Source organism: Ensifer sp. Root127 (assembly GCF_001425225.1).
Taxonomy (GTDB): Bacteria; Pseudomonadota; Alphaproteobacteria; order Rhizobiales; family Rhizobiaceae; genus Ensifer; species Ensifer canadensis.
In genome coordinates this window covers 261,893-286,661 of sequence record NZ_LMDX01000034.1, presented here as the reverse complement: position 1 = coordinate 286,661, position 24,769 = coordinate 261,893, and the positions used below count along the sequence as shown (strand labels likewise).

Below are 24,769 nucleotides of genomic sequence, written 5' to 3'. Positions count from 1 at the left end.
TCTATCGTTATCGGACGGCCTCCACCGGCCCGACATCTCCCCGCACCGCGATCTCGGCCAGAACGAGAGCGCTGATGCCCGCGAGGAAGAAACCCGCCGACAGGTTCAGCGTCGTGCCGTTGTAAAAGGCGCCCAGACCGATGGCAAACAGGGTCGCGATCAGGCTCGATCCGGAGGCGATCAACGATGCGCCGAGGCCCGCAACCTGGCCAAGCGAGCGCATAGCCATGGCGTTCAGGTTGCCGAACAGCACCCCGACTGCAAAGAACGCCGCAAAGCCGAGCACCATCAGCACGGTCAGTGGCGGCCGTCCGCCCCAAAAAATGGATGCCGCCAGCATCATCAGTCCCGCCGTCGCCAGCCCGACAAAACCATAGCGTGCCATTGTCTCCGCCCCAAAGCGCTGCACAAGTTTTGCGTTGAGGAACGAAGCAAGCCCGATCCCTGTGGCCAGCATCGCAAAATACAATGGGAAGGTTTGTCCGATCCCATAGGCATCGAAGAAGAGATCGGCCGCCGTGCTGAGGTAAAGGAGCTGCGCACCGAAGACGAGCCCGGTCGCCACGATCAGCAGCGTCACGCGCCGATTTGACAGGATACGCCGCCCGTTCGACAGCAGAAGCCTCGGACGAAAGGGAATGCGTTTCCCGGCCGGCAATGTTTCCGGTTGCCGCATGACCAGCCACAACCCGAGAAGGCCTGCCACAGCGAGATAGACCACGAAGACGCTGCGCCAGCCGCCGACCGCGATGATACCCTGCGCCAACGTCGGAGCCAGCATCGGCACGAGAATGAAGAGCGTGAACATGAATGACATGACGCGGGCCATGGCATCGCCCTCGAACTGGTCGCGGATCATCGCCCGCGTGGCGATCTTCGGTCCGGAGACGCCGACCCCCTGAAGAAATCGGCCGAGAATCACCATTTCGAGTGAGCCTGCCACCATGGCGATGACCGTACCGAGCGCATAGACGCCAAGGCCCAGAACAAGCGCTTTCTTTCGTCCCATCGCGTCGGAGAGCGGGCCCAGCAGCAACTCTCCGAACGCCATGCCGAGGATGAAAAGCGATATGATGTGCTGGGTAGAGAGCGGCGGCGCAACGCCGACATCGGCCCCGATCTGACGCAAGCCCGGCAACAGCGCATCGATGCTGATGGAGGTTAGCGAGGTCAGAAGGGCATAGAGAGCGATACGCTCGCGGAAACTGGTGGGAGATGTCATTAGCCGCACACAAAGGAAAAGATAGGCTCGACCTATAGCAGTCAAGCCGCAGGTTTGCGCGCGCCAGTCGCAAGACTCGTTCGAGAAACTTTGCTCCTGAAAGTTCAGCGTCTCGGTTTCACGGCGCTCAGGAGTTCAGGTGGGAGGCATCCGCCAGGCTGATGACTGCCCGATTTCGGAAGAAATCGTCCTGGCGCAGATGCGTGATGCTCCCGGATTTTGCCGGGAAACTCAGGAAGCCCGAGGCATCGATCGGTATCTTCATCCACGCGGCAAGGACCAGCGTGAGTGTAAAGCCATGGGTCACGATGATCTGTGTCTCGCAAGGCCGCTCGACGATCGCGTTCACGCAAGGGTAGACACGGGCTGCCACGTCGCGCCGGGTTTCCGCGCCATCGATGCCGCAATGGTAATCGAGCCGGTTGTCGTCCGGCGCCGGGCTATACCGTGCGTCGAGCCACGCCTGGGGTTTGCCGCCCGCCACACCGTAGCTGATTTCCCTGAGATCGGCGGTCTCCGTCACCGGCCGCTGGAAGCGCTTTGCAATGGCAGCCGCCGTCTGCGATGCGCGGCGAAGATCCGAGCTATGGATCTCCACCTCGTTCCCGCCGATGAGGTCCAGCAGCTGCTCGGCAGTTGCCGCCGCGTCCTCGTGGCCGCGAGTTGTCAGGTCGGTGTCGTACCAGCCTCCCACCTTGTCCTCTTCGTGGTGGATGGATTGAGTGTGGGTGACGACGAAAATGTCTTTCATATCGGCAATCTCATGAATTTCGCCTCGTCGGTCCGGTTTTCGCGACACAGCAACTGCATGGCGCGCCTTAAATCGGAATTGATCGACGGAGAAAATTATGCAGAAATTTTAAAATGTTACAGCGCCGCGCGGCGCTGCAAGAGTGAACATTCCGCCATGCCAGCGCTTGCGGAATACGTCGCGAAACTCGCGACGTCCCCATGGGCTCCGCGCCCGCCTGCCGCTCTGAATGGCGCGCCCGTCAGGGACTGCGTCGCCTGCAAATGGTGGCTTCAAACCGTCTGGCCGCAGGCGCGGCGGAAGCGGCGCACGGTTTCGGCCATGCCATACTCCAGCGCATCTGCCGTCAGGCCATGGCCGATCGACACTTCGGCGAGGTTGGGGATGTGCCTGGCGAGCAGCGGCAGATTGGCGACTGTCAGGTCGTGCCCGGCATTGACCTCGAGCCCGAGGCTGGCGGCGATTTCCGCCGTGCGGCCGAGTTCGGCGGCAATCTTTTCCGCCTTCTCGGGGTCGTCATAGCAACCGCCATAGGGGCCGGTATAAAGCTCGATGCGGTCGGCACCCGTCTCCTTGGCAATGCGTAGCGCCTCGGTGTCCTCGTCGCCATCGGCAAACAGCGAAACGCGAAAGCCCTTTTTCTTCAGCCGACCAACGACGCTGCCGAGCAGGTTGTGGTTCTTGCGGAAGTCCCAGCCATGGTCTGAGGTCGCCTGCGCCGGATCGTCAGGTACCAGCGTCACCTGTTCCGGCTCGTGCGTTTCGACGAGGCGTAGAAACTCCTCGTTCGGGTAGCCTTCCATGTTGAACTCGGTCGCTGAGAATTCGTCGTCGATGAGATCGCGGATCGGCTGCAGATCGGAGAAGCGCACATGGCGCTGGTCGGGGCGCGGATGCACCGTCAGCCCGCTTGCGCCGGCTTCAAGAGCAATGCGGCCGAGCGCAGTGACGGACGGCCAGGGAAGATCGCGCCGGTTGCGCAGCATGGCAACGGCATTCAGATTCACGGACAGTTTTGCGGGCATGTCGGAACTTTCCAGAGGCGGGCAATGTCAATGCAATGTTCTACTGCATAATTGTAAAAACAGAAAACAGTTTGGACCAAGATTATGCAGCAATTCCAAAGAGTACGTTCGCCAGCGAAAGTCGGCTCCGGCGTCGCTTGTTTGCCGGCCATGCCTTGACGAAACCTTGACATTAGTGGGGCCTAACATGCAGTGCGTCCAGCAAGACCCATCAACCAAGGCAAAAACCGATGCGGATGTCGGCGATGCAAGGTCGCAAAAGACGCACCGCTACGTTCTGCCACAGGGGACGGTCGCAATTTTGAGTTTATTTCAGATAAATCTCAAATTTGGGGTCAAGCATCCTGACAACAGCTTTTTTTGAGCCTAAATTTCCGAATCATATCGAATTGCGGCAGATCTGCCCTTCGATCTCTTTCATAAAGTTTCGCGACGAATGAACCTGGAGCAACAATTGATGATGGCGGTCGAAAGACCCTGCGACGAGACGATACGGCAAAACCTTCGCCGTATCCTCGAGAGCAAGTCTTTCGCGCGTTCCGAACGCCTGCGCGCTTTTCTCGCCTATGTGGTCGAAAAGGAGATGATCGGCGAAGGCCCGCAATTGAAGGGCTATTCGATCGCCATCGACGTCTTCGACCGCCCTCAGGCGTTCAATGCCGACAGCGATCCGCTGGTGCGGGTGCATGCCGGCAAGCTGCGCAAATTGCTCAAGGCCTATTACGAGACCGATGGCGCCGAGGACGAATGGCATCTGGTCATTCCCAAGGGCACCTATGTACCGGAATACAGCCGCCGGCAGATCGATGCGGCCTGCCCCGCCGAGCCACAGACGCGCCAGCCGAAGCTGACGCGCAAGCGCCTCCCCGGCCAGAAGACGGCCTGGCCGCCGGCACCGTTGTCTTCGCCGCTGGCTGTGCTGTCGGTGCTGCCGCTTTTGTTGTTTGCGCCGCTGCCTTCACCGGAAATGACGATGGACATCGATGCGCAGGCGAAGCTCTTCAACGGCCGCCATTCGATCGAGCGCGTGCTGCCCTCCGTCAACGTCGCCATATCGGGAGACCAGAACGCCGACGTCAAAGCCTTCGCCGTCGCCCTTCGCGCCGCCGCTCAGCGCCACCGGACACTGGCTCGCGCCACCGACGGCGACGCCGGACGGCCGGTATCGCGCAATGCGGCGCTGTCGTTTTCGCTCGAGCTGACCTGGTACGACGCGCCTGCGGCCGGTGTGCGCGTTACGCTCAAGCATGATGGCGAAGGCGTGCCGCTGCGGCAGGATTTCATCACAAGCGAACGATTGAAGAGTGAGCCCGATCTGCTGTTTGAAAGCATGTCGCTGGCATCCGAACTGTTTTCCCTCGATGGCGAGATCTACACCCATGCGAGCGAAGAACAGATCCAGAGCCCGCTGATGGATTGCATGACGGCAACCGCCCAGTATCGCAAGCTGCTGACCCGCGGCAGCTTCGAAAGCGCCTGGTCCTGCCAGCAAAAACTGGCACCGCTGCGCGGCGACGAGCCGCTGTTCATCCTCAGCGCAAACAGCCCACTCCGGGTCATCGGCCACTGACGGAAAACCATGCTGCCTGCGTCCTAAGCGGCCCGCCAGCATGGCCCAAACCAGCACTTCCCCTGCAATATTCAGGACTATTCATATATGTGATTCGCGTATACGGTGTGGCCATGCGTTGGGAATTGGTGCCTGGTTGCTCGTCAGGCAAGCACAATTGTCAGCAGTAGCCGCGCCCTTCGCGGTGTGCCCCAGCCGAGCAGCAGTCGCTATCGTCGACCATCGACGGTTGCATTGGAGCGCGGATCGCTTCCGCTCCGGTCATACCGTGCGATCGCGACGAGTTCCTGATGCCTGCGGCATAATTCCGTAAATCGGCAGCGATATCGGGATCAATTATGCAGCAAATCGAAGCGTGACGGCTGCCTTCGCCCCCTTGAACAGGCGCGCGGCACTGTCAAACGGGGATCATCGATATGCCGCGAGACCACTGGAAGTACGAGGGCGCGCTGGCGGCGCCGGAGCGCACCGGCTACCTGCCCAGACTGCCGCTTCCCCATCACGATCCCTCAAGCCCGCTTGCAATCGCCGATATGGCCGATGCCTTCGGCGTCACCCACCGCACCCTGCATTTCTATGAGGAGAAGGGCCTGCTGACCGCCGCCCGCATGGGGCCGATGCGGGTCTATGGACCGGACCACATCCGCCGCATGGCCGTCATCAACGCCTGCCGTGAAATCGACATGCCGATCGCGGCCATCCAGGAACTGCTCGCTGGTCTTGCCGGCGCCGACGACCAGACAGAGGCCGACCGGCTGTTCAAGGAAGCGCTGTTGTCACGACGCCGGGAACTGGCGGCGCAACAATCCAACCTGCGGCGCCAGATGCAGCGCATCGCCGAACTGCTGGAAAACGAAGCTGAACAGGGCGAGGCCTCGTCCGATGACGCCGAAAACGTGCATCTCTCGCCGATCGAGAGCGAATGCCTCACATTCATGGCCGAAGGTTACCCGGCTGCACGCATCGCCCGGCTGATGGAGATGGATCTGGCCGCAGCGCTGACGCTCGAGGCCGGCATCATCCGCAAGTTCAACGCCCACAACCGCTTCCAGGCCATCGCCAAGGCGGTGCTATCAGGCATGATCGCCGCGGAATAACCAGGCGCGACGCTTCGCGCTATCGGACGTATCTAGCCGAGATCCCGCGCTGGTCACGGGGATGAAGCATCGCGGTGTCGAAATTCCCGTCGCCGAAAAGGGCATCGTGAGGGGGCAATTCTCCCTGGATCATCGACAATGTGATGTCTTCAGCGCCACGCTCATGTTACGAGGCGCTTGAACGATGCAATGAGAGACGACCCCGATGCTTCCCTGGATCCTGCTAGACCGCGCAACCATTCCCGGTGATGGCGACGAGTTGCGCCTGAAGAGCCGCGGCAGCGAATTTTCCATCATGCTCGGCTCGACGGAATTGATGAACAGCCGGCTGAGCGGATCGGAAGAGGCGCTGGCGACGCTGAGCTGTGAGCGGATTGCCTGCCGGAAGAATGCCCGCATGCTGATCGGCGGCCTCGGCATGGGGTTTACCTTGCGGGCCGCATTGGGCGCGCTGCCTGATGATGCCAGGGTGGTGGTCGCAGAGCTCGTGCCAGCTGTCGTCGAGTGGGCGCGCGGACCGATGGCGGATCTCCACCAAGGCACGCTCGACGATCCACGCGTCGACATCCATGTCGGCGATGTCGGCGCGCTGATCCGATCGAAGACCGCCGCTTACGATGCCATCCTGCTCGATGTCGACAATGGTCCGGATGGCTTGACGCGCGCCTCCAACGACAGCCTCTACAACCACACCGGCCTTCGCGCGGCCAAGGCTGCCCTGCGCCCAAACGGCGTGCTTGCCGTCTGGTCATCGGCGCCGGACAGCGCCTTTACGCGCCGCTTGCGCGAAGTCGGCTTTGCCACCGACGAGGTGAATGTGCGCGCCAACGGCAAGCGTGGTGGTGCCCGCCATGTCCTGTGGATGGCGACCAAGCGCTAGCAAAGAGCAGAAAGAGCGGCGCGCGCTTCAGATCCGGCCGCGGCGCGACGGAGCCAAGAAAAACGCCGCGCTATTCGACAGTCACCCGTTGCGAAAAGCGCGGCTTGAGACCGAGATCGGATCGTCGCACGGGTCCTTCGCGTTGGCGAAGACATAGCCATCGGCCTGATGGATGGCCCCAAACACCAGCCCTTCGGCAGCGCAGCGCTCGCAGAAGGCTTCGACGTCTCTCACGTCGAATACCAGCTTGACCAGCGACTGGCCGCGCCGCTGTCCCTTGGCCGCCGGGTGGATCATCAGGTTGGCCCCGCCTTCCCCGCAGATCAGCTCGATGATCCGGTCGCCCGCCTCGTCGCATGCTTGAAAGCCGAAGTGCTTCTCGTAGAAGCGGACGGTCGCCTCGACGTCTTGGGCGTAAATGATGATCCTGTTGATCGGCACTGAAATCTCCCTCGATCGAAGACTTAGGCCTGCCCGTCCTCAGCGAACGATCGTCAGGCGCTCGGCCGCACGGGTGATCGCGGTATAAAGCCAGCGCTCGCGGGTATCGCGAAACGCCCAGCTCTCGTCGAACAGCACGACATTGTTCCACTGCGAGCCCTGCGCCTTGTGCACCGTCAGCGCGTAGCCGAAGTCGAATTCGTCGTAGCGCTTGCGGGTCGACCAAGGAATTTCGCCCTCGACCTCTTCGAAGGCTGCCTTCAGCAGCTTGATCTTGGCGGCACCGCGATCCATGTCGTCGTCCTCAGGGCGGATCATCAGGTTGATGCCGGGCTTCACCGTTTCCTTCGACGAGCTCATGACCTGCCAGAGCGAGCCGTTGAGCAGGCCCTTGGCCGGGTCGTTGCGCAGGCAGACCAGCTTGTCGCCGGATTGCGGATATTCGCTGGTAAAGCCCTTGAGCTCGCGAAGCCGCTGGTTGTAGCGCCGCCGGGTCTTGTTGGTGCCGACCAGCACCTGGTCGGCCTCCAGCACCAGCTCCTGGTTGACCTGCCCGCGGCCGATCACCTGGGTGGTGCCGTAGTCGCCATGCATGATCTCGTTGCCTTCGCGCACCTGCATCGCCAGCCGGATGATCGGGTTGTCGCGGGCCTGGCGGTGAATGTCGGTCAGCAGATAGTCCGGATCCTGATTGGTGAAATAGCCGCCGCCGGTGACCGGCGGCAACTGGCCGGGGTCGCCGAGAACCAGGATCGGCGTGCCGAAGCTCATCAGGTCCTTGCCGAGCGCCTCGTCGACCATCGAACATTCGTCGACGATGATCAGCGCCGCCTTTGCGACCGGGCTTTGCCGGTTGATGGAAAACATCGGCGCGATCGAGGTCTTGCCGGTCTCCTCGTCGGAAACCTCCTCCTCGCCGCGCGGCCGGTAGATCAACGAGTGAATGGTCTTGGCGTTGCTGGCACCCTTGGAGCGCAGCACCTGGGCGGCCTTGCCGGTAAAGGCGGCAAACAGCACGTCGCCATCCACATGCTCGGCGAAATGGCGCGCAAGCGTCGTCTTGCCGGTGCCGGCATAACCGAACAGCCGAAAGAGCTGCGAGCGGCCCTCTTTCAGCCATTGTGAAACGGCCTTGAGGGCCTCGTCCTGTTGCTGAGCAAATTGCATGATCCGAAGTGTCAGGATTCGGGGTGCACAAGCAAGCCCGGATTTCGGGTCGTCGTATCCTGCCGGACGCCCGGCACCCGCGTTTGCAACGACCTCCATCGCGAAATCCCGCACCAGATCAAGGAGCTATCATCGATCTGCCGCGCGCCGGGCTGCCCAGCGCCGCGCCGCAATGGCGCAGGCGTGTCACATGACGGCACCCCCATCCAGTCGTTTCGGCCGCCCGCCCTATCCGCTGTGGCACTTCTGGCCCTGTGGCCAGCCTGCCGCTTGAATGCCTGCGCGCAATGCTGCTAACGAGCGGTTGCGCGGCGGCGAACCGATCCCTGCATGGGCCAGCCCCGACAAACGGATCAGGCGGGCACGAACACGTCAACCGCCTGAGGCAATGCCGGAGAATGCCCTTGAAGCCCGACCAGCCCGCCACGCCCTCGTCTTCGGACCCTGTCGGCATCGGCCGCCTTGCGCCGACGCTGCAATGGCTGCTTCTCACGCTCGTCTCCGTGATCTTTGCGACAGTCCTCGAATTGGTCGGCATTCCCGCCGGGCTGTTGATGGGGCCGATGCTCGCGGCCGTGCTCTTCGGCATGAACGGCGGCACCATCCGCCTGCCCAAGCAGGTGTACTTCTGCGTGCAATTCATTCTTGCAATGATGATCGCCGGCGCGATGACGCCCGGCATGCTCGGCACCTTTTCCGGCAACTGGCCGCTGTTCCTCGGCGTCATTCTCTCCGTCATCGCCGTCAGCACGCTCTGCGGCTGGGTGATCACCCGCATGCGCATCCTGCCGGGCACGACGGCGATCTGGGGCTCGTCGGCGGGTGCCGCCTCCACCATGCTCTTGATGGCGGATGCCTATGGCGCCGATGCGCGCCTCGTCGCCTTCATGCAGTATCTGCGCGTCATCTTCGTCGCCAGCACCGCGACGATGGTCGCCCATCTCTGGGTGACCGGCGCGGAGGCCGAAACCGCAATCGTCTGGTTCGAGCCTGTCTCGATCCTGCCGTTCCTGGCAACGCTTGCCGTCGGGCTCGGCGCGGCCTTTGCCGGCCGGATGCTGCGCGTGCCGGCCGGCGCCTTCCTGCTGCCGTTCCTCGTCGGCGCCGTGCTCAATGTCAGCGGCGTCATGACCACCGAGCTGCCGCAATGGCTGCTGGCGCTCTGTTACGCCCTGCTCGGCTGGAACATCGGCCTTGGCTTCACCCGCTCGATCCTTGCCCACGCGCGCCGCGCACTGGTGCCGACGGTGATCTCAATCGTCGTCTTGATCTCGTTTTCCGGCCTGCTTGCCCTGCTGCTCATCAAGGTCGCCGACATCGACCCGCTGACGGCCTATCTCGCCACCAGCCCGGGCGGGCTCGATTCGATCGCGGTCATCGCCGCTTCGAGCAATGTCGACCTCTCCTTCGTCATGGCGCTGCAGTCCGCCCGTCTCATGATCATCACCATGATCGGCCCCGCGCTCGCCCGCTTCGTCGCCAACCGCGCCTGAAAGCGGTGCGGCTCGCCGGCACTTGAAAAAAGTGCGACGATGCAACAATTCCGGGAATAATCCCCGCCCTCCTCGTGTCTCATGTCAGGATCCGCGCGCCTGCGCACTCCGCTAGATTCAAGTTGAGGAAGGAAAGCTCCCATGAGAACGTTACCGCTCGCTATTGCCATTTCCCTTGTCGCCGGCGCCGCCTTTGCGGCACCTCCGGTCAAGACGGTCGAAACGGCAAAGGGCAATGTGCTCGCCGCCGCCAACGGCATGACGCTTTACACCTACAAGGACGACCATGGCGGCGTTTCCAGTTGCTATGACGCCTGCGCGAAGAACTGGCCGCCCTTCACGGTCGAAGGCGATGCCAAGGCGGAAGGAGCCTACACGGTCGTCGAACGCAAGGATGGAGCCAAGCAGTGGGCCAAGGACGGTATGCCGCTGTATTTCTTTATCAAGGACAAGAAGATGGGTGACATTACCGGGGATGGCTTGAAGGGCGAATGGGATGTCGTCAAGCCGTGATGGCGTGAATATGGATGCGGGGGCGAAAAGCCCCGCATCCGACCGGTTCGAGGAGGATGTGCTGGCGCTGATGCCGGCGCTCCGGCGCTATTCGCGCAGCCTTGTGCGCTCGGATCCTGATGGTGAAGATCTGCTGCAGGATTGTGTCGAGAAGGTTCTGGCGCGCCGCGCCCAGTGGCGCGGAGTCAACCTGCGTGCCTGGGCCTTCACCATCATGACCAATCTCAGCCGCAACCGGCACCGGCACACCGCGCTGCACCCGCAGGTCGAGCTCGACGACAACCTCGGCCTCCAGGCGGAAACCCAAGAGAGCGATCCGCTCGAACGCTCGCGGCTGGAACGGGCGCTGAACGGCCTTTCGGCGGAAAACCGCTCGGTGCTGATGCTCGTGGTGATTGAGGGATACCGATACCAGGATGTGGCCGACATGTTGGCCATTCCGATCGGCACGGTGATGTCCCGCCTGTCGCGGGCGCGTCACCAGCTTGCCGAAGCGATGAAGGACGACAACGTGATCAGCATGCGGAGACCGAAATGACGGACGAATTGAACACCGTCTCCGAAGACGACCTCAACGCCTATGTCGACGGCTTCCTGAGCGAGGCGGACCGGGCGCGGGTCGAGCAATGGCTCGAGCGCAACCCCGCGCGCGCCGAGGAGGTCCGCCAGTGGCAGGGCCAGGCAACCGAACTCCGCGCCATGTTTTCGACCTATGCCCGCAGTGACGAGCGCGACCGGGCGTTGCTCGCAGGTACGAGCAGCCGGGGCGCGGCCGTCGCTTCGCGCGATCGCTGGACTTTGCGCCTTGGCGGCCGCATCGCCGCCGGTCTCCTGCTCTTTGGCGCCGGCGCCCTCAGCGGACTTTATGCCCCGCATGTCCTCGCCCCCGAACGTTCAGAACAGGTTGCCCTGGTGACTGAGAGCTTGCCGCGGCAGGCGCAGTCAGCGTTTCTCATCTATGCAAGCGAGGTGCGCCACGCCGTCGAGGTCGGGCCGGACCAGCAGACCCACCTTGCCACCTGGCTCGGCAAGCGGCTCGATCATCCGCTCAACATTCCCGATCTGTCGAAACTCGGCTTTTCGCTCGTCGGCGGCAGGCTGCTACCGGTCAACGGCAAGGCGGGCGCGCTGTTCATGTATGAAGACCCGAGCGGCCAGCGGTTGACCGTGCTTCTCGGCCGCAACCCGGACAACCGCGAAACCAGCTTCCGCATCGACAGCAGCGGCGGCGTCGAAACCTTCTACTGGATCGACGGACCGATCGGCTATGCCGTCACCGGCGAAGTGCCGCGTACGCTTCTGCAACAGGTCGCCGACGAATGCTACCGCCAGTTCGAGAAGCCGGCAGCCGCCAAGAGTTGACGGCGTCAGAGACGACTGCAGCGCTGCCGCAACTGAAAGCGTTTCGAGGTTAAAACCGTCGCCATATCATAACGTTGGCTCAGTTTTCGAAGCATCGATTCACGTTACGTGATGTTCCGTGGAGATGGCCCCTCATCCGGCCTGCCGGCCACCTTCTCCCCGCACGCGGGGAGAAGGAAACTTGTGGCTCGCGGCCACTCCACGTCAGCCATTCGCTGCCGAGGTGCTCGTCAACGACAGATGCCAGGTGGCAACGCTATTGTCGTCCACGTCCCCTCTCCCCGCCCGCGGGGAGAGGGCTAGGGTGAGGGGCAAACCCGCTCGCGTCCCATGAGATATGACAGACCGCTACCGCAGCGGGTCGTTCTCGATCAGGATCGGATGCCCATGCGGCGTCGCCTCGGCCGCGCGCTGCCAGCTCTTCGTCAAGGTTTCCAGCTGCCCGCTGGAGGTGATCGAAAGCTCGGTGACGAGCCGCGACAGCGCCGCCACCCAGCAATCGAAATAGTCGCTGGCATCCGCCTTGCGGCCGGGCTTGTAGAGTTCGGCGGAAAGCGCCTCGGCCCATTCGTTCCAGGAAAAGACGCCCTTTTCGTGCAGTCTCACCGTCATGGCAAAGGCAGACGCCTGCCACAGCTCGGCGAAGACGGGATCGCCCTCGGGCGATTTCGGCAGCTCGGCGGAGGCGGCAAGCGGCGATGTCGTCTTACAGGTGCTCAAGGTAGCTCTCCCAGGCATCGATCGACACCGTCAATGTCGGGTCGGCGCCCTCGCCCCAGATCTCAGCCCCGTCAAACACCACTGTATAGAGCCACTGCGCGCTCTCGCCGCGGCCATGGGCGTTATCATCGGGAAAGACGAAGGAACCCTGCACCGCCTCGATCGTGCCGAGCTTGGCGCGGGCATAGCGCGGCAGCCGCGTATGGGTCGTCGGGTTGAAATTTTTGGTGCGCACCTGTTCGCCGACGACGAAGCGCGGGCGCGTTTCGACCAGCCGGTCGCAAGAGCCGCCCTTGGCAAGCACCGCCGGCACCATGTCGGCCTTCAGCACGCGCTTGGGCTCGGCTCCTTTCTCGAGCATTTGGCCGCCGTCGAGTTCGGCCTGGGTCACGAAACCGTGGCGCTTCAGCAGCGTCTCCAGCGCCCGCGTCCAGATCTCGTAATAGCTCGCCGAGAGATAGGTGGCAGGCGGCAGGTTTTCACGCGCATGCCGGCTCTCGTCGATGGTCCAGGCGCCGAAGGCGCCGCAGGAAAGCGTCACGCCGAGCGCCCGTTTTTCCCATTCGGCGTGAAAATAGGGTTCGTTGGTCTCGGGCGCGACCGGACCCATTCCATGCTGCCCGCCGAGATCGTGCGGCCCGTTCATCGCAGCGCCTCGGTGACAAGCGCAAGCCCGGTACCGATCATGGAATCGCGGGTCACCAAATCGGCAAGCTCTTCCTCGCGGAGCCCCTCTGTCCCCACCGGCCGCTCCGGCACGACGAGATAACGCAGCTCCGCCGTCGAATCCCAGACGCGAATGCGCCTGTCCTCGGGGAGCATCAGCCCGAATTCCGCCAGCACCCCGCGCGGATCGATGACCGCGCGCGAGCGATAGGGCGGCGCCTTGTACCAGACCGGCGGCAGGCCGAGCACCGACCAGGGATAACAGGAGCAGAGCGTGCAGACGACGAGGTTGTGGGTGTCGGCCGTATTGAACACGGCGCGCATGTGCTCGCCCTGCCGGCCGGTATAGCCGAGGCTGGCGATCGCCGCCGTTGCGTCGCCCTTCAGCCAGTCGGCAAATTCGGCGTCGGTCCAGGCCTTGGCAACGACGCGGGCGCCGTTTCGCGGGCCGATCTTGGTCTCGTAGGTCTCGACGATGGCATCGATCGCCGCCGGATCGATCAGGCCCTTCTCCGTCAACACCGTTTCCAACGCCTTTACCCGCGCCTCCATATCGGTGAAATGGTTGTCGTGGTGATGGTCGTGATCATGGTGATCGTGACCATGATGGTGTTCGGACATTGCCTGGCTCCTCGCAGCACGGCGCCTCGCGGCTGCGCAGATGGCGCCGCTGCCTCCCTGAGGCAATAGTCGTAGCGAATAAACGCCGATTTCGAAATCGATTTTACCAGCGGCCGTGGACCGGAATTGTCACCGTAACAAGTCCGGTTCGACGCGGTTTGCCATCGCTGTCAAAACGGCCCGTTTGATTGCAAGCAATCATCAGGAAACGGCGAAGGCACGATTGCACACCACCTCCGTCACAAGTCTGAAGTTGCGCTAAGGTCTTAGCAAGCGGGGTGATTCGACGCCACGACGCCTTGTGGGCGGAAGGCGGAGGACGGAGCATTGGGGGAACTGGCAGCGCATGACGACACCAATCGAAAGTGCTTTCCCGTCCCGTGCTATCCGCGTCGTTGCGCCCGTCTTTTCCCTCGGCTTCTTTTTCCTCTTCCTGGCACTTTTGCCGTTGCCATTGGCGGTGGGCCTGCTCCGGCTCCCGATCGACGAGATCAGGCGTGATTACGCCATCAGCCGGAACCCCGTTCTCGTCAGCGGCGCAGAGATTTGCTCGGTCGATTGCCTGCCTGGCAGCGGCGAACCCCAGCTCTGCAGCACGCAGGTTCGCTTTCAGCACGATGGTCAGCCCCACGAGCAAATCTTGAACACCCGTTCGGTCGGTCAACCCGGCCTTTGCCGGCACGGCAACATCACAATCGCCGGCGACAGCCCCGAGCATGTCAGCCTCACCCATGATTATCGCAGCGTCATTCGCACGACGGCGCAGCGGCTCATCCTCGGAGCCGGCCTTGTGCTGTTCAGCCTGGTCATGCTGAGCAACGCCATCCCCATTCTCCTTGCCCGCCGCGCCGCCGGCCGGCGGTATTTGCTGAAGCCCATCATCGTCGATCTGAGCGGCAGCCAAATCCTGCGCTACGCCCCGAGCGTTCCCTTTGCGCGCGGTACTATAAAGACAGCCTATACCCGGATGAAGCCAGGCCAGCGCCCACTGTACCTCCGGCCGACGAGCGACGACCGCGCGCTGCCGACAACCCCCTTCGCCGGACATGCCTACCCCGCCCTCGCCGTCATCACCGAAGGCGTCCCGTTACCGATCCTGCTTGACGAGAAACTCACCCGGCTTGAACTGAGCGAGGCCGAGCGCAATCACATTCGAGCGGCAATCGATGAGACCATAGGGGTGTCCTTCGGCGACCTCCTATCCCCCGCGTTCGTCAGGGAAAAACTCATTCGACCGTTGCGGAAAGACAATCCGGTCGATAGGCCACGATTGCCTTCAAAATGGGCATTCCGGCTTGCCATAGTCATTCCGCCAATGCTGCTGCTCGCTGTCTTGTCCATTATCGACCAGTTCTTGTGATAGGTTCGCCCTGCCCCCTGCCGCGTCGGTTGTTGACCTAGCAATCGCAGGCTTGCCCTGGTGCCCGCAGCAGCCTCTGCTGTTGCATGATGCCGGCTCCATCCGAGGCGCGAAGTCGTCCAATCCACCTTCGCTGCTCGATCATTTTTACCCGCCAATTTTCGCTGGCAGCTCTGTAAACTGACGTCATGAAAATTCTGATTCTCGGCGCCACCGGCTTCATCGGCTCGGCCCTCCTCGATCGACTGACAAGCGACGGACATGGGGTGACCGGCCTTGGTCGCAATGTCGCCCGCGCCCGGCTGAAACGGCCGGGAGCGTCATGGATTGCCGCCGACCTTGCTGAGATGCGCAAGGCCGGCGACTGGCTGCCGCTGGTCGAGACGCATGACGTGGTCGTCAACTGCGCCGGCGCGCTGCAGGATGGCCTGGCCGATCATGTCGCTGCAACCCAGGAAGCGGCGATGCTGGCGCTCTATACCGCTGCCAAAAACAAACCGCCGATGCGCATCGTGCAGATCTCGGCGCCGCGCGGCGATGCCGGCACTGACCTCGCCTTTCTCGCCACCAAGTTCCGCGCCGACACGGCGCTTGCGGAAAGCGGCGTGTCGCATGTCATTCTGCGGCCGGCGCTGGTGCTCGGCCGCAATGCCCATGGCGGCTCGGCCCTGCTCAGGGCGCTTGCCGCCCTGCCCTTCGCGATCCCGCTCGTCCACGCGCAAAGCCGCGTCGAAACAGTTGCCCTTAGCGATGTCACCGAGGCGGTCAGCGCCGCCGTCGCAGGTCTCCTGCCCGAACGAAGCGACCTCGTGCTCGGCCACCCAGAGCGGCCACCCCTTGCCGAGCTCGTCGCGCTGCACCGCCAATGGCTTGGCCTATCGCCAGCTAGGATCGTTTCGCTGCCGGCCCCGCTCGCCGCACCCGTCGGGCTCCTTGCCGATATCGCCGGACGGCTCGGCTGGCGCTCGCCACTGCGCTCGACTGCGCTTTCGGTGATGGCCGGCGGCGTCTCAGCCGAGGATGACGCTCACGCCCCGGTGCCGTTTCTGTCGGCCCGCCAAAGCCTTTCGGCTGTGCCATCCGGCGTGCAGGATCTCTGGTTTGCCCGGCTTTATCTTTTGAAACCACTGTTGATCGTCGGGCTGTCGGCCTTCTGGTTGCTTTCGGGGCTGGTCCCGCTCTTTGCCATCGATGCGGCGAGACAGCATTTCCTGCGGTTCCTGGCCGAAGGCCCGGCAACGGCGTTGACGCTGTTGACCTGCCTTGCCGATATCGTGCTCGGAGCCGCGGTGCTCGTCCGCCCGTGGGCGAAACAGGCGCTCTTGGGAATGCTGGCGCTGACCGCCGCCTATCTCGCCTCCGCAACCCTGGCGGAGCCCGAACTCTGGACCGATCCGCTCGGGCCGCTCGTCAAGGTTCTGCCGTCGATCCTGTTGACGCTTGCCACCCTCGCCATTCGGGATGAACGCTGATGTTTCCGGACGACCTCCTGCGCCTCGCCCATGTCATCGGCGCCACCGTGCTCTTCGGTACCGGCGCCGGCATCGCCTTCTTCATGCTGATGGCGAGCCGCACGCGCGATGCGCGGCTGATCGCCCATGTCGCCGGCACAGTCGTGGTCGCAGATACGGTCTTCACCGCCACAGCCGTGGTGTTTCAGCCGATCACCGGATATCTGCTGGCGACAAGCATCGGCTGGTCGCTTGCGGAAGGGTGGATCGCGCTGTCGCTGATCCTCTATGTCGTCACCGGCCTGTTCTGGCTTCCCGTGGTCTGGATCCAGATCCGGCTGCGCAATCTGGCGCAGCTTGCTGCGGCGGAGAACACGCCGCTGCCGCCGGCCTTCGATCGGCTCTATGCCATCTGGTTTGCCTGCGGCTTCCCGGCCTTCTTTGCCGTTGTCGGCATTTTCTGGCTGATGCTGGCAAAGCCGCAGTTCCAGCTATTTTAGCATCGGCCACAGGCTGACGACGAGCAGCACCGCCATGGTGATGTTGAACCATTTGAGCCGTGCGGGCTCCGACAGCCATTGGCGCAGGGCCGAGCCGAAACCGGCCCAGGTGGAGACGCTCGGTACGTTGACGAGGGCAAAGACCAGGCCGACGGCAAGCACGCTGGCGATGTAGCTTTCGCCGCCGGTATAGGTCGCCATTGCCGAGACTGCCATGACCCAGGCCTTGGGATTGACCCATTGGAAGGCCGCCGCCTGCAGGAAGGTCATCGGCACGGCGCCGGCCTTGCCTTCGCCGAGCGAGCGCGAGGTGCCGATCTTCCAGGCGATCCAGACGAGATAGGCACCGCCGGCAAACTTCAGGGTGGTGTAGAGCAACGGTACGGCGTGGAGAAGCGCGCCCAGGCCGAGACCGACGGCGATCAGCAGCGAGAAGAAACCGGCACCGATCCCCAGCATATGCGGGATGGTGCGCACGAAGCCGAAGTTCACGCCCGAGGCAAAGAGCATCATATTGTTCGGGCCCGGCGTAATCGACGTCGTGAGCGCGAACAGAAACAACGCCAGGAGCGTATCGGCCTGCATTATCTTCCTCCACCAGGATTAGGTCAACATAATTGACCTAATCCTGGCAACCAGCCCGGAATTGTCACGGTGACAACATCGGGCGACCACCGGCCTGATAGGACGGAACGGGAGTTGGGTCGAGTTCCGCGCCCGAGATATCGCGACCAGCAACGCGCCTGCGCGCCGAGAAAAGGCACCTCGAAAGACCCGCCGATTGCGCTAGATTGCGACATACGAAACGCTGGGACCCGCCCAACGCTTAATCCCGTCCACGTCCGACCAAGGGGAAAGCCGAATGCACGATCCGATCCCGACCACCACGCTCATCGATGGACGCTCCGTTCCGGTTCTCGGCCAGGGCACCTGGCGCATGGGCGACGAGCGCTCGCGCGCCGCAGAGGAAGTGAAGAGCCTGCAGGCCGGCCTCGACCTCGGCATGACGCTGATCGACACCGCCGAAATGTACGGCAACGGCGCCTCGGAGCGCGTCGTCGGCGAGGCGGTCAAAGGCCGGCGCGACGAAGCCTTCATCGTCAGCAAGGTGCTGCCCTCCAATGCCAGCCGGATCGGCACCGAGGCCGCCTGCGAGCGCAGCCTGAAGCATCTCGGCATCGACCATATCGATCTCTACCTGCTGCACTGGCGCGGCGGCTATCCGCTCGCCGAGACGGTGGCGGCGTTCGAAGCCCTGAAGAAGGCCGGCAAGATCGGCGCCTGGGGCGTTTCCAACTTCGATGTCGACGACATGGAGGAGTTGTTGGCGGTTCCCGGCGGCAAGAACGTCGCCGCCAACCAGGTTCTCTACAATCTCTCAAGGCGCGGCATCGAATATGATCTCCTGCCCTGGTGCCAGAAGCGCGGTGTCGCCGTCATGGCCTATTCGCCGCTCGACGAGGGCCGGCTCTTGCGCAACGCGGATCTCGTCCACATCGCCAAGGCGCACCAGGCAACGCCGGCGCAGATCGCACTCGCCTTCCTGAAAACCCGCCCCGGCGTGATCTCGATCCCCAAGACTGGCTCGGCGGAACGCGCCCGCGAAAACCGCGACGCGATGGACATCCACCTGACCCCGGAAAACCTCGCGACCCTCGACAACGCCTTCCCGCCACCGAAGCGCAAAAGGTCGTTGGAGATGATTTGAGGGCCGACCGTTTAAGGCCCCACTCGGATCTTTCCGGCAGAAATTGGCAGGTTCAGCTCTCATGATGACGGGTCGTGGAGACGCTGGGGACCGGCCAACCCCCCCGTCATTCCTGTGCTTGTCACAGGAATCCAGCCAGCCCAAGTCTTTGGGCTGAAAGGTCTTTTGACCCGACGGACGTCGAGTCGCTGGATTCCGGCACTACAGCGCCGCGCGTCTTATTAGGCGCGCAAAGGTCGCTGTAGCACTTTGAATTGCTGCATGTATCCTTAGGATACATGCAGTGGGCCGGAATGCGGGAGAATGGCGTGCCCCTATCGCGTGTAGGCTGTTTACGGGATTAGCCAACTGCCTGGCCTGTCGAAGTTTCCTGGCGACTTGCACAGCGTTCCGCCCGCCCCTCATCCGGCCCGCCGGCCACCTTCTCCCCGCCTGCGGGGAGAAGGATAGATGCGGCAAACTTGCGCAATTAGGCAGAAACTGCCACCAGACTCCAATCCATTGGACTCATAGGATCGTCGCGATCCAGAGCATTTCCAGGAAAAGTGCGAAGCGGCATTCCGTCAGGAAATGCGTAAAAACAAAGAGATAGGGCGTTTCTGCGACTCCGTTTAAATCGGAAACGCTTTAACGACGAGACCAGTATTCTTCGTGGAGTTTCGCCGCCTCGTCCACAAGCATGGGGCCGACGACTTCCGTTGGGCGCTGACCGGCGGCGAACACGATGTGGCAGGGGAGATCAAGCGTCGGATTTTCCTCGCTCGCGCCTATCTGTTGTTTCATCTCTCTCTCGGACAGGCCAAACACGACGCGCCCTATGCCTGCCCAATAGATCGCGCCTGAGCACATGGCGCATGGCTCCGCGGACGTGTACATCGTGCATCCGGCAAGAAAATCCAAATCATAGGCTTTGCCGGCGCGCGTGGCTAAAAGCCGCTCCGCGTGGGCCGTGCGGTCGCCACCTTCCGAACTGTAGCCGTTGCACTGTTCCAGTAAGACATTGCCGTCACGGTCGGCGAGAATTGAACCAAACGGGTGATCCCCGCCCTCGCGCGAACGCCGCGCCACATCGAAGGCCTTCCGCAAAAGTGTCTCATCATAGGGCCGCTTGCTGCTTGCCATTTTGTGAGCTCCTGAGAATTATCGCGGTTCATTCACCACTAATGTTTCCCCGGTAACGGAACGGGTAATTTGCATTCTCTGCCAGGTAAAAGGATGTCAGCTCCCCAGCGCCGCCTATCTGCCATTCCCCCGATGAACAGATACAAGAATCAATTTGATCTTTTTTGACTTTGGCAGCAAGGCCGATCGAGGTGCGAGCTTGTCAGGGAAGAATCGGGGGGACGGGTGGCAGTCGCCACCTAGAGCATTTCCAGGAAAAGTGCGAAGCGGTTTTCCGTCAGGAAATGTGTCAAAACAGGGAGATAGAGCGTTTCTGCGACTCTGTCTAAACCGGAAACGCTCCAGTTGCGCAAACTCGAAGTTGCACCCCCTCTCCCCGCCTGCGGGGAGAGGGCTGAGGTGTGGGGCAAACACCCCCCGCCTGGCTCAGATAGGCCAGACAAGGGTCACCCCCCTACCCGCTAACCTACAATCACATCCCCTGCGGGCCGCGGTTCATCGCGGCGATGCCGGTGCGGCAGACTTCGATGAGACCGAGCGGCTTCATGATGGCGATGAACTGTTCGATCTTCGACGACTTGCCGGTGATCTCGAACACGAAGTGATCGATATTGGCGTCGATGACGGAAGCACGGAAGGCATCTGCCAACCGCAGGGCCTCGACGCGATGGTCGCCCGAGCCATGCACCTTGACGAGCGCCAGCTCGCGCTCGACCGGGCGGTCATGGCCAAGCGTGCCGGCACGCACGGTGAGATCGACGACCCGGTGGACCGGAACCAGCCGCTCGAGCTGGTTCTTGATCTGGTCGAGCACGTGCGGCGTGCCGCGGGTGACGATGGTGATGCGCGAGAGATGCGCCTGATGTTCCGTTTCCGAAACGGTCAGGCTCTCGATGTTGTAGCCTCGGCCGGAGAACAGGCCGATGACCCGGGCGAGAACGCCCGGCTCGTTGTCGACGAGAACCGAAAGCGTGTGCGTTTCGGCGACTTCGGTTTCCTTGGCGATGAAATAGGCGGAACCGGTCGGTTGAAGGTGTGCGCTCATTTTATTGTTTCCTGTCCCTATCTCAAACCAGCTGGCGGCCCTTGGCGTCGATCGCGTTGGCGACCGCTTCGTCCGTGGCTTCGTCCGGCAACAGCATCTCGTTGTGCGCCTTGCCCGATGGGATCATCGGGAAGCAGTTGGCGAGGTTGGCAACGCGGCAATCGAAGATGACCGGCGCCGGCGTGTCGATCATGCGACGGATCGCATCGTCGAGTTCGCCCGGCTTGTCGCAGCGGATGCCGACACCGCCATAGGCTTCCGCCAGCTTGACGAAGTCAGGCATCGCCTCGGTGTAGGAATGCGACAGACGGTTGCCGTGAAGCAGCTGCTGCCACTGGCGCACCATGCCCATGTACTGGTTGTTGAGGATGAAGATCTTGACCGGCAGGCCGTACTGGACCGCGCAGGACATTTCCTGGATGCACATCTGGATCGAGGCATCGCCGGCAATGTCGATGACGAGGCTGTCGGGATGCGCGACCTGGACGCCGATGGCAGCCGGGAAACCGTAACCCATCGTGCCGAGACCACCCGAGGTCATCCAGCGGTTCGGCTGTTCGAAGCCGAAGAACTGGGCGGCCCACATCTGATGCTGGCCGACTTCGGTGGTGATGTAGGTGTCGCGACCCTTGCTCAACTCATAGAGCCGCTGGATCGCGTATTGCGGCATGATGACGTCGTCGTTGGCGGCATAGGCCAGCGAGTTGCGCGCCCGCCACTTGACGATGCCTTCCCACCAGTCGGCCAGCCGTGTCTTGTCGTCCGCCTTTGTGGCCGCACGCCAAAGCCGGACCATGTCTTCGAGAACCGAGCCGACATCGCCGAGGATCGGCACGTCGACGCGAACGTTCTTGTTGATCGACGACGGATCGATGTCGATGTGGATTTTCTTGGAGTTGGGCGAGAACGCGTTGAGGCGGCCGGTGATGCGGTCGTCGAAGCGCGCGCCGACGCAGATCATGACGTCGCAGTCATGCATCGCCATGTTGGCTTCGTAGGTGCCGTGCATGCCCAGCATGCCGAGCCAGTTCTTGCCGGAAGCAGGATAGGCCCCCAGCCCCATCAGCGTCGAGGTGATCGGGAAATTGGTGAGCTCGACCAGTTCGCGCAGCAGCTGCGAGGCTTGAGGGCCGGAATTGACGACACCGCCACCGGAATAGATGATCGGACGGCGGGCCGTCTTCATCAGTTCGACGGCTTCCTCGATCTTCTTCAGATCGCCCTGCGTCTTCGGCTGGTAGCTCGTCTGGGCCGGAACGGCCGACGGCGGCGTATAGGTGCCGGTCGCAAACTGCACGTCCTTCGGGATGTCGACAACGACAGGACCCGGACGGCCGGACTGGGCGATGCGGAACGCCTCATGGATAACGCGGGCGAGATCGTTGACGTCGCGAACCAGCCAGTTGTGCTTGGTGCACGGCCGGGTGATGCCGATCGTGTCGCACTCCTGGAAGGCGTCCGAGCCGATCAGAGAGGTCGGGACCTGGCCGGAGATGCAGACGAGCGGGATGGAATCCATCAGCGCGTCCTGCAGCGGGGTGACGGCGTTGGTGGCTCCGGGACCGGAGGTAACCAGCATGACGCCGACCTTGCCGGTGGAGCGGGCATAGCCTTCGGCCATGTGGCCGGCGCCCTGCTCGTGGCGAACGAGGATGTGCTGGATATCTTCCTGCTGGTGAATTTCGTCGTAGATCGGAAGCACGGCGCCACCGGGATAGCCGAAGATATGCTCGACGCCATTGTCCTTCAGTGCCTGGAGAACGATCTCCGCGCCTGTCATCTGGTTCTCTGTACCGCTCATTGACTTGCTTCCATCCCTTTTCCCAGTTGGGTGCTTAGCTTGTTTGAAGGCATAAAAAAAGGCCCCGTCAGGAGCCTCGTTTAGCGCATGGGTGGCTACTGCCGGATGGTTACACCATCCTGCCCATGCGCCGTCCCACCACAAGAATAACCGCAAAATTTATCATGGGACGATTTGTTAAACGCAAAAGCCGGAAGCGTCAACGCTTTTTCCGGGAGATATCGGATTGCACGAAACCGGGCCGCCGCCGCCGCAAGCGCCCATGAGGCAACGTCGCGCCATCGCCACCAATCCCTTCCGTTTACCATATCGATGCACTTAAACTTAAGTGGCCTGGGGAAAGATGGCCCGGCTGCATGATGCAGTGCTAAAAAACAAGGCAATGATATGCTTGACCTTTCCGTACTCTCGCCGCTGGTCATCAGCGCTGGCGCCATCTACCTGTTCTTCCGCTGGGTCGTCTTCGACATGAACTCCCACCAATAGAGCGGTTGCGACAGAGCCGGCCCTGCCCGTTCACGGACCAAAGCTCCCTTGATCGCGGCCGAAAGCTCCGCCGACGTCATGCGTTGACCAGCTTAGCCACGAGATCGCCGAGCAACCGTTCCAGTTCCCGGTCACCGTTGGGTTTGCCGACCCGCTGCGTGTCGCGTCATTGACGCGGCCCAGCCCGTCGCTTGCCCGCCTCCGTACACGGGCCGGTCCTCGAACTTCGCCTGGTACCCGGGCGCTGACCGAGCGAGGCGGACCTGATCCAAGCCCTCGCGGCCGTCCACGTGGGCTATCGCCCGATGATCACTGTGCCGGTACGGGCACCGGCACGCCTTTGGGGAATGGCCTGAAGGTCAAGGCGATCAGGAAGGCGCCGAGACCGATGCCCCAGGCACCGATATAGAGCCAGGCGTAGCTGGCGAAGGCGTCATAGATCAGGCCACCGGCCAAGGGTCCGGTCGCCATGCCAAGGCTACCTGCCATGGCCGTGCCGCCAATCACCGTGCCCATCATCCGCTGCGGAAAATTCTCGCGCGCCAGCACCGCATAAAGCGGCATGACACCGGCATAGATGAAGCCGAACAGCACCGCCACCGCATAGAACGCCCCCAGTTCGCTGACGAAGACATAGGCAAGCGCGCCGAACGCCTGGATCAGCAGTCCCAGAACCAGAATGCGCTTGGCTCCGAACCGGTCCCCGAGCAGGCCGAAGGCGACGCGGCCGCCCATGCCCGCGAGCCCTTCGACGCTGTAGATCGAAACGGCAGCTATCATCGGGATGCCGCAGGTGACCGCGTAGCTCACCGTATGGAAGATCGGGCCCGAATGGGTGGCGCAGCAGAAAAAGTTCGTCAGCAGAAGCACGATGAATTGCGGGGACCGGACGGCCTGGCTGACCGACATTGACGATTGCGGCCCGCTATCCATTGCCGAAGCGGTGTTTTCGTCTTCCTGAACCGGCGGGCGGCGCACCAAGAGCGTCGTCGGTATCATCACGGCGGCAACGATGACCGCGATGATCTGCAGCGCCGTTCTCCAATCGTAGATGGAGACGAGCCATGCCGCCAGCGGCGACATGGTCATCGGCGCCATGCCCATGCCGGCAGAAACCAGGGATACCGCCAGGCTGCGATGGGTATCGAACCAGCCGGTGACGCAGGCCATCATCGGCGCAAAGATCGCCGCGGTCGCCGCGCCGACGAGAAGGCCGAAGACGATCTGAAACTCGATGAGCGATGTCGCCCGGCTTGCCAAAAGCAGGCTCCCGGCAAGAATAACCGACCCGATCAGCACGATCATCCGGGCGCCCAGCCGGTCCGAGAGGCTGCCCCAGGCGATGCTTGCCGCCGCCATGGATAGAAAGCCGATGGTCATCGCGCTGGAGACGCCGGTGACGGACCAGCCGGTATCCTGCGAGATCGGCCGAAGAAACACCGGCAGCGAAAACATGGCGCCGATGGCGATGCAGCCCAACAGGCCGCCCGCCGCGACGATCACCCAGCGATATCGGGAATTGTGCATGTGGTATCTCCTCGTACCTCATCTCGACTGCTGTTCTTCAAGCGGCCCGGCTTGCGCCGGCCCGGACGGAAACTCCACGCAAGGCACACACACCGTCCCCTCGGCACAAGGACGCTTCCGGGCTCGGACATCCGACTCGTCGTCGCACTTTTTTTGCGCGAACAGATTTCTGGAGCACAGCCGGCGTGCGGCATCGGGCTCTCGGAGCGAGAAGCCCTGCATCGCCACACGCCTGTTGTGA

General features: G+C 62.6%; 24 protein-coding genes. 11 read left to right on the top strand and 13 right to left on the bottom strand.

Annotated features, from left to right (window positions below):
- Positions 1–7 precede the first annotated feature (7 nt).
- The 3 genes from ASD03_RS28815 to ASD03_RS28805 all read right to left on the bottom strand — a co-directional run bounded on the left by ASD03_RS28815 (position 8) and on the right by ASD03_RS28805 (position 2,998).
- Positions 8–1,222, bottom strand: a complete 1,215-nt coding sequence (locus tag ASD03_RS28815) for a multidrug effflux MFS transporter (protein WP_025427632.1) — start codon at positions 1,220–1,222, stop codon at positions 8–10.
- Between the two features lie 127 nt (positions 1,223–1,349).
- Entirely contained in the window at positions 1,350–1,973 is a 624-nt protein-coding gene (locus tag ASD03_RS28810) for a histidine phosphatase family protein (RefSeq protein WP_025427633.1), read from the bottom strand.
- A gap of 272 nt (positions 1,974–2,245) precedes the next feature.
- A complete protein-coding gene (locus ASD03_RS28805; protein ID WP_025427634.1) occupies positions 2,246–2,998 on the bottom strand; it encodes a pyridoxine 5'-phosphate synthase in 753 nt (250 codons plus the stop codon).
- A 457-nt stretch (positions 2,999–3,455) separates the two neighbouring features.
- Between ASD03_RS28805 and ASD03_RS28800 the strand changes: the two genes are divergently transcribed.
- From ASD03_RS28800 to ASD03_RS28790, 3 genes are all read left to right on the top strand, one after another.
- Complete coding sequence (locus tag ASD03_RS28800) at positions 3,456–4,568, top strand: hypothetical protein (protein WP_025427635.1); 1,113 nt, start codon at positions 3,456–3,458, stop codon at positions 4,566–4,568.
- A gap of 416 nt (positions 4,569–4,984) precedes the next feature.
- Positions 4,985–5,665 carry a MerR family transcriptional regulator gene (locus ASD03_RS28795; protein ID WP_025427636.1) on the top strand — a complete coding sequence of 227 codons (681 nt, stop codon included), beginning with the start codon at positions 4,985–4,987 and terminating at the stop codon, positions 5,663–5,665.
- Positions 5,666–5,870: 205 nt separating this feature from the next.
- On the top strand, positions 5,871–6,545 hold the full coding sequence (locus ASD03_RS28790) for an MnmC family methyltransferase (RefSeq protein ID WP_025427637.1): 675 nt from the start codon (positions 5,871–5,873) through the stop codon (positions 6,543–6,545).
- Positions 6,546–6,626: 81 nt separating this feature from the next.
- Here the strand turns inward: ASD03_RS28790 and ASD03_RS28785 are convergent, their stop codons facing one another.
- Together ASD03_RS28785 and ASD03_RS28780 are read right to left on the bottom strand one after the other, a co-directional pair.
- Positions 6,627–6,986 carry a VOC family protein gene (locus ASD03_RS28785; protein ID WP_025427638.1) on the bottom strand — a complete coding sequence of 120 codons (360 nt, stop codon included), beginning with the start codon at positions 6,984–6,986 and terminating at the stop codon, positions 6,627–6,629.
- A 39-nt stretch (positions 6,987–7,025) separates the two neighbouring features.
- Positions 7,026–8,153: an ATP-dependent RecD-like DNA helicase gene (locus ASD03_RS28780; protein WP_057217724.1), complete on the bottom strand. Its 1,128-nt coding sequence runs from the start codon at positions 8,151–8,153 to the stop codon at positions 7,026–7,028.
- Between the two features lie 404 nt (positions 8,154–8,557).
- Here ASD03_RS28780 and ASD03_RS28775 point away from each other — a divergent pair, with 404 nt between their 5' ends.
- From ASD03_RS28775 to ASD03_RS28760, 4 genes are all read left to right on the top strand, one after another.
- Positions 8,558–9,646 (top strand): AbrB family transcriptional regulator, encoded by a 1,089-nt coding sequence (locus ASD03_RS28775; protein WP_057211151.1) that lies wholly within the window; start codon positions 8,558–8,560, stop codon positions 9,644–9,646.
- A 141-nt stretch (positions 9,647–9,787) separates the two neighbouring features.
- Positions 9,788–10,159, top strand: coding sequence for a hypothetical protein (locus tag ASD03_RS28770; RefSeq protein ID WP_025427641.1), 372 nt, complete (start codon positions 9,788–9,790; stop codon positions 10,157–10,159).
- 10 nt (positions 10,160–10,169) lie between these two features.
- Entirely contained in the window at positions 10,170–10,697 is a 528-nt protein-coding gene (locus tag ASD03_RS28765; protein ID WP_225906325.1) for an RNA polymerase sigma factor, read from the top strand.
- Positions 10,694–11,521 carry an anti-sigma factor gene (locus ASD03_RS28760; protein WP_025427643.1) on the top strand — a complete coding sequence of 276 codons (828 nt, stop codon included), beginning with the start codon at positions 10,694–10,696 and terminating at the stop codon, positions 11,519–11,521. The genes ASD03_RS28765 and ASD03_RS28760 overlap by 4 nt, the downstream gene beginning before the upstream one ends.
- A 348-nt stretch (positions 11,522–11,869) precedes the next feature.
- Here the strand turns inward: ASD03_RS28760 and ASD03_RS28755 are convergent, their stop codons facing one another.
- The 3 genes from ASD03_RS28755 to nthA are packed head-to-tail and all read right to left on the bottom strand — an operon-like array spanning position 11,870 to position 13,528.
- Entirely contained in the window at positions 11,870–12,241 is a 372-nt protein-coding gene (locus ASD03_RS28755) for a nitrile hydratase accessory protein (RefSeq protein WP_025427644.1), read from the bottom strand.
- Positions 12,228–12,887: a nitrile hydratase subunit beta gene (gene nthB, locus ASD03_RS28750; RefSeq protein ID WP_025427645.1), complete on the bottom strand. Its 660-nt coding sequence runs from the start codon at positions 12,885–12,887 to the stop codon at positions 12,228–12,230. The genes ASD03_RS28755 and nthB overlap by 14 nt, the downstream gene beginning before the upstream one ends.
- On the bottom strand, positions 12,884–13,528 hold the full coding sequence (nthA, locus tag ASD03_RS28745) for a nitrile hydratase subunit alpha (RefSeq protein ID WP_025427646.1): 645 nt from the start codon (positions 13,526–13,528) through the stop codon (positions 12,884–12,886). The genes nthB and nthA overlap by 4 nt, the downstream gene beginning before the upstream one ends.
- 346 nt (positions 13,529–13,874) lie before the next feature.
- Here nthA and ASD03_RS28740 point away from each other — a divergent pair, with 346 nt between their 5' ends.
- The 3 genes from ASD03_RS28740 (at position 13,875) to ASD03_RS28730 (ending at position 16,839) form a co-directional block, all read left to right on the top strand.
- A complete protein-coding gene (locus tag ASD03_RS28740; RefSeq protein ID WP_025427647.1) occupies positions 13,875–14,888 on the top strand; it encodes a hypothetical protein in 1,014 nt (337 codons plus the stop codon).
- 188 nt (positions 14,889–15,076) lie between these two features.
- A complete protein-coding gene (locus tag ASD03_RS28735) occupies positions 15,077–16,360 on the top strand; it encodes an SDR family oxidoreductase (protein WP_025427648.1) in 1,284 nt (427 codons plus the stop codon).
- On the top strand, positions 16,360–16,839 hold the full coding sequence (locus ASD03_RS28730; RefSeq protein WP_025427649.1) for a DUF2269 domain-containing protein: 480 nt from the start codon (positions 16,360–16,362) through the stop codon (positions 16,837–16,839). The genes ASD03_RS28735 and ASD03_RS28730 overlap by 1 nt, the downstream gene beginning before the upstream one ends.
- Here ASD03_RS28730 and ASD03_RS28725 read toward each other — a convergent pair.
- Positions 16,831–17,424, bottom strand: a complete 594-nt coding sequence (locus ASD03_RS28725) for a LysE family translocator (protein WP_025427650.1) — start codon at positions 17,422–17,424, stop codon at positions 16,831–16,833. The two genes, ASD03_RS28730 and ASD03_RS28725, sit on opposite strands and share 9 nt — an antisense overlap.
- A gap of 277 nt (positions 17,425–17,701) precedes the next feature.
- On the opposite strand from ASD03_RS28725, the gene ASD03_RS28720 reads away from it, so the two are divergent.
- Complete coding sequence (locus ASD03_RS28720; RefSeq protein WP_025427651.1) at positions 17,702–18,547, top strand: aldo/keto reductase; 846 nt, start codon at positions 17,702–17,704, stop codon at positions 18,545–18,547.
- Positions 18,548–19,174: 627 nt separating this feature from the next.
- Here the strand turns inward: ASD03_RS28720 and ASD03_RS28715 are convergent.
- From ASD03_RS28715 to ASD03_RS28700, 4 genes are all read right to left on the bottom strand, one after another.
- Positions 19,175–19,669, bottom strand: coding sequence for a nucleoside deaminase (locus ASD03_RS28715; protein ID WP_025427652.1), 495 nt, complete (start codon positions 19,667–19,669; stop codon positions 19,175–19,177).
- 472 nt (positions 19,670–20,141) lie between these two features.
- Complete coding sequence (gene ilvN, locus ASD03_RS28710) at positions 20,142–20,714, bottom strand: acetolactate synthase small subunit (protein WP_025427653.1); 573 nt, start codon at positions 20,712–20,714, stop codon at positions 20,142–20,144.
- A gap of 22 nt (positions 20,715–20,736) precedes the next feature.
- Positions 20,737–22,515, bottom strand: coding sequence for an acetolactate synthase 3 large subunit (locus tag ASD03_RS28705; protein ID WP_025427654.1), 1,779 nt, complete (start codon positions 22,513–22,515; stop codon positions 20,737–20,739).
- A gap of 795 nt (positions 22,516–23,310) precedes the next feature.
- Positions 23,311–24,528, bottom strand: coding sequence for an MFS transporter (locus ASD03_RS28700; RefSeq protein WP_025427655.1), 1,218 nt, complete (start codon positions 24,526–24,528; stop codon positions 23,311–23,313).
- Between the last annotated feature and the right edge of the window lie 241 nt (positions 24,529–24,769).

Excerpts from the sequence above, each read along its gene's own strand:
- ASD03_RS28815 (WP_025427632.1), bottom strand. The coding sequence starts at position 1,222 with ATGACATCTCCCACCAGTTTCCGCGAGCGTATCGCTCTCTATGCCCTT.
- ASD03_RS28810 (WP_025427633.1), bottom strand. The coding sequence starts at position 1,973 with ATGAAAGACATTTTCGTCGTCACCCACACTCAATCCATCCACCACGAA.
- ASD03_RS28805 (WP_025427634.1), bottom strand. The coding sequence starts at position 2,998 with ATGCCCGCAAAACTGTCCGTGAATCTGAATGCCGTTGCCATGCTGCGC.
- ASD03_RS28800 (WP_025427635.1), top strand. The coding sequence starts at position 3,456 with ATGATGGCGGTCGAAAGACCCTGCGACGAGACGATACGGCAAAACCTT.
- ASD03_RS28795 (WP_025427636.1), top strand. The coding sequence starts at position 4,985 with ATGCCGCGAGACCACTGGAAGTACGAGGGCGCGCTGGCGGCGCCGGAG.
- ASD03_RS28790 (WP_025427637.1), top strand. The coding sequence starts at position 5,871 with ATGCTTCCCTGGATCCTGCTAGACCGCGCAACCATTCCCGGTGATGGC.
- ASD03_RS28780 (WP_057217724.1), bottom strand. The coding sequence starts at position 8,153 with ATGCAATTTGCTCAGCAACAGGACGAGGCCCTCAAGGCCGTTTCACAA.
- ASD03_RS28770 (WP_025427641.1), top strand. The coding sequence starts at position 9,788 with ATGAGAACGTTACCGCTCGCTATTGCCATTTCCCTTGTCGCCGGCGCC.
- ASD03_RS28765 (WP_225906325.1), top strand. The coding sequence starts at position 10,170 with ATGGATGCGGGGGCGAAAAGCCCCGCATCCGACCGGTTCGAGGAGGAT.
- ASD03_RS28760 (WP_025427643.1), top strand. The coding sequence starts at position 10,694 with ATGACGGACGAATTGAACACCGTCTCCGAAGACGACCTCAACGCCTAT.
- nthB (WP_025427645.1), bottom strand. The coding sequence starts at position 12,887 with ATGAACGGGCCGCACGATCTCGGCGGGCAGCATGGAATGGGTCCGGTC.
- nthA (WP_025427646.1), bottom strand. The coding sequence starts at position 13,528 with ATGTCCGAACACCATCATGGTCACGATCACCATGATCACGACCATCAC.
- ASD03_RS28740 (WP_025427647.1), top strand. The coding sequence starts at position 13,875 with ATGACGACACCAATCGAAAGTGCTTTCCCGTCCCGTGCTATCCGCGTC.
- ASD03_RS28735 (WP_025427648.1), top strand. The coding sequence starts at position 15,077 with ATGAAAATTCTGATTCTCGGCGCCACCGGCTTCATCGGCTCGGCCCTC.
- ASD03_RS28730 (WP_025427649.1), top strand. The coding sequence starts at position 16,360 with ATGTTTCCGGACGACCTCCTGCGCCTCGCCCATGTCATCGGCGCCACC.
- ASD03_RS28725 (WP_025427650.1), bottom strand. The coding sequence starts at position 17,424 with ATGCAGGCCGATACGCTCCTGGCGTTGTTTCTGTTCGCGCTCACGACG.
- ASD03_RS28720 (WP_025427651.1), top strand. The coding sequence starts at position 17,702 with ATGCACGATCCGATCCCGACCACCACGCTCATCGATGGACGCTCCGTT.
- ASD03_RS28715 (WP_025427652.1), bottom strand. The coding sequence starts at position 19,669 with ATGGCAAGCAGCAAGCGGCCCTATGATGAGACACTTTTGCGGAAGGCC.
- ilvN (WP_025427653.1), bottom strand. The coding sequence starts at position 20,714 with ATGAGCGCACACCTTCAACCGACCGGTTCCGCCTATTTCATCGCCAAG.
- ASD03_RS28705 (WP_025427654.1), bottom strand. The coding sequence starts at position 22,515 with ATGAGCGGTACAGAGAACCAGATGACAGGCGCGGAGATCGTTCTCCAG.
- ASD03_RS28700 (WP_025427655.1), bottom strand. The coding sequence starts at position 24,528 with ATGCACAATTCCCGATATCGCTGGGTGATCGTCGCGGCGGGCGGCCTG.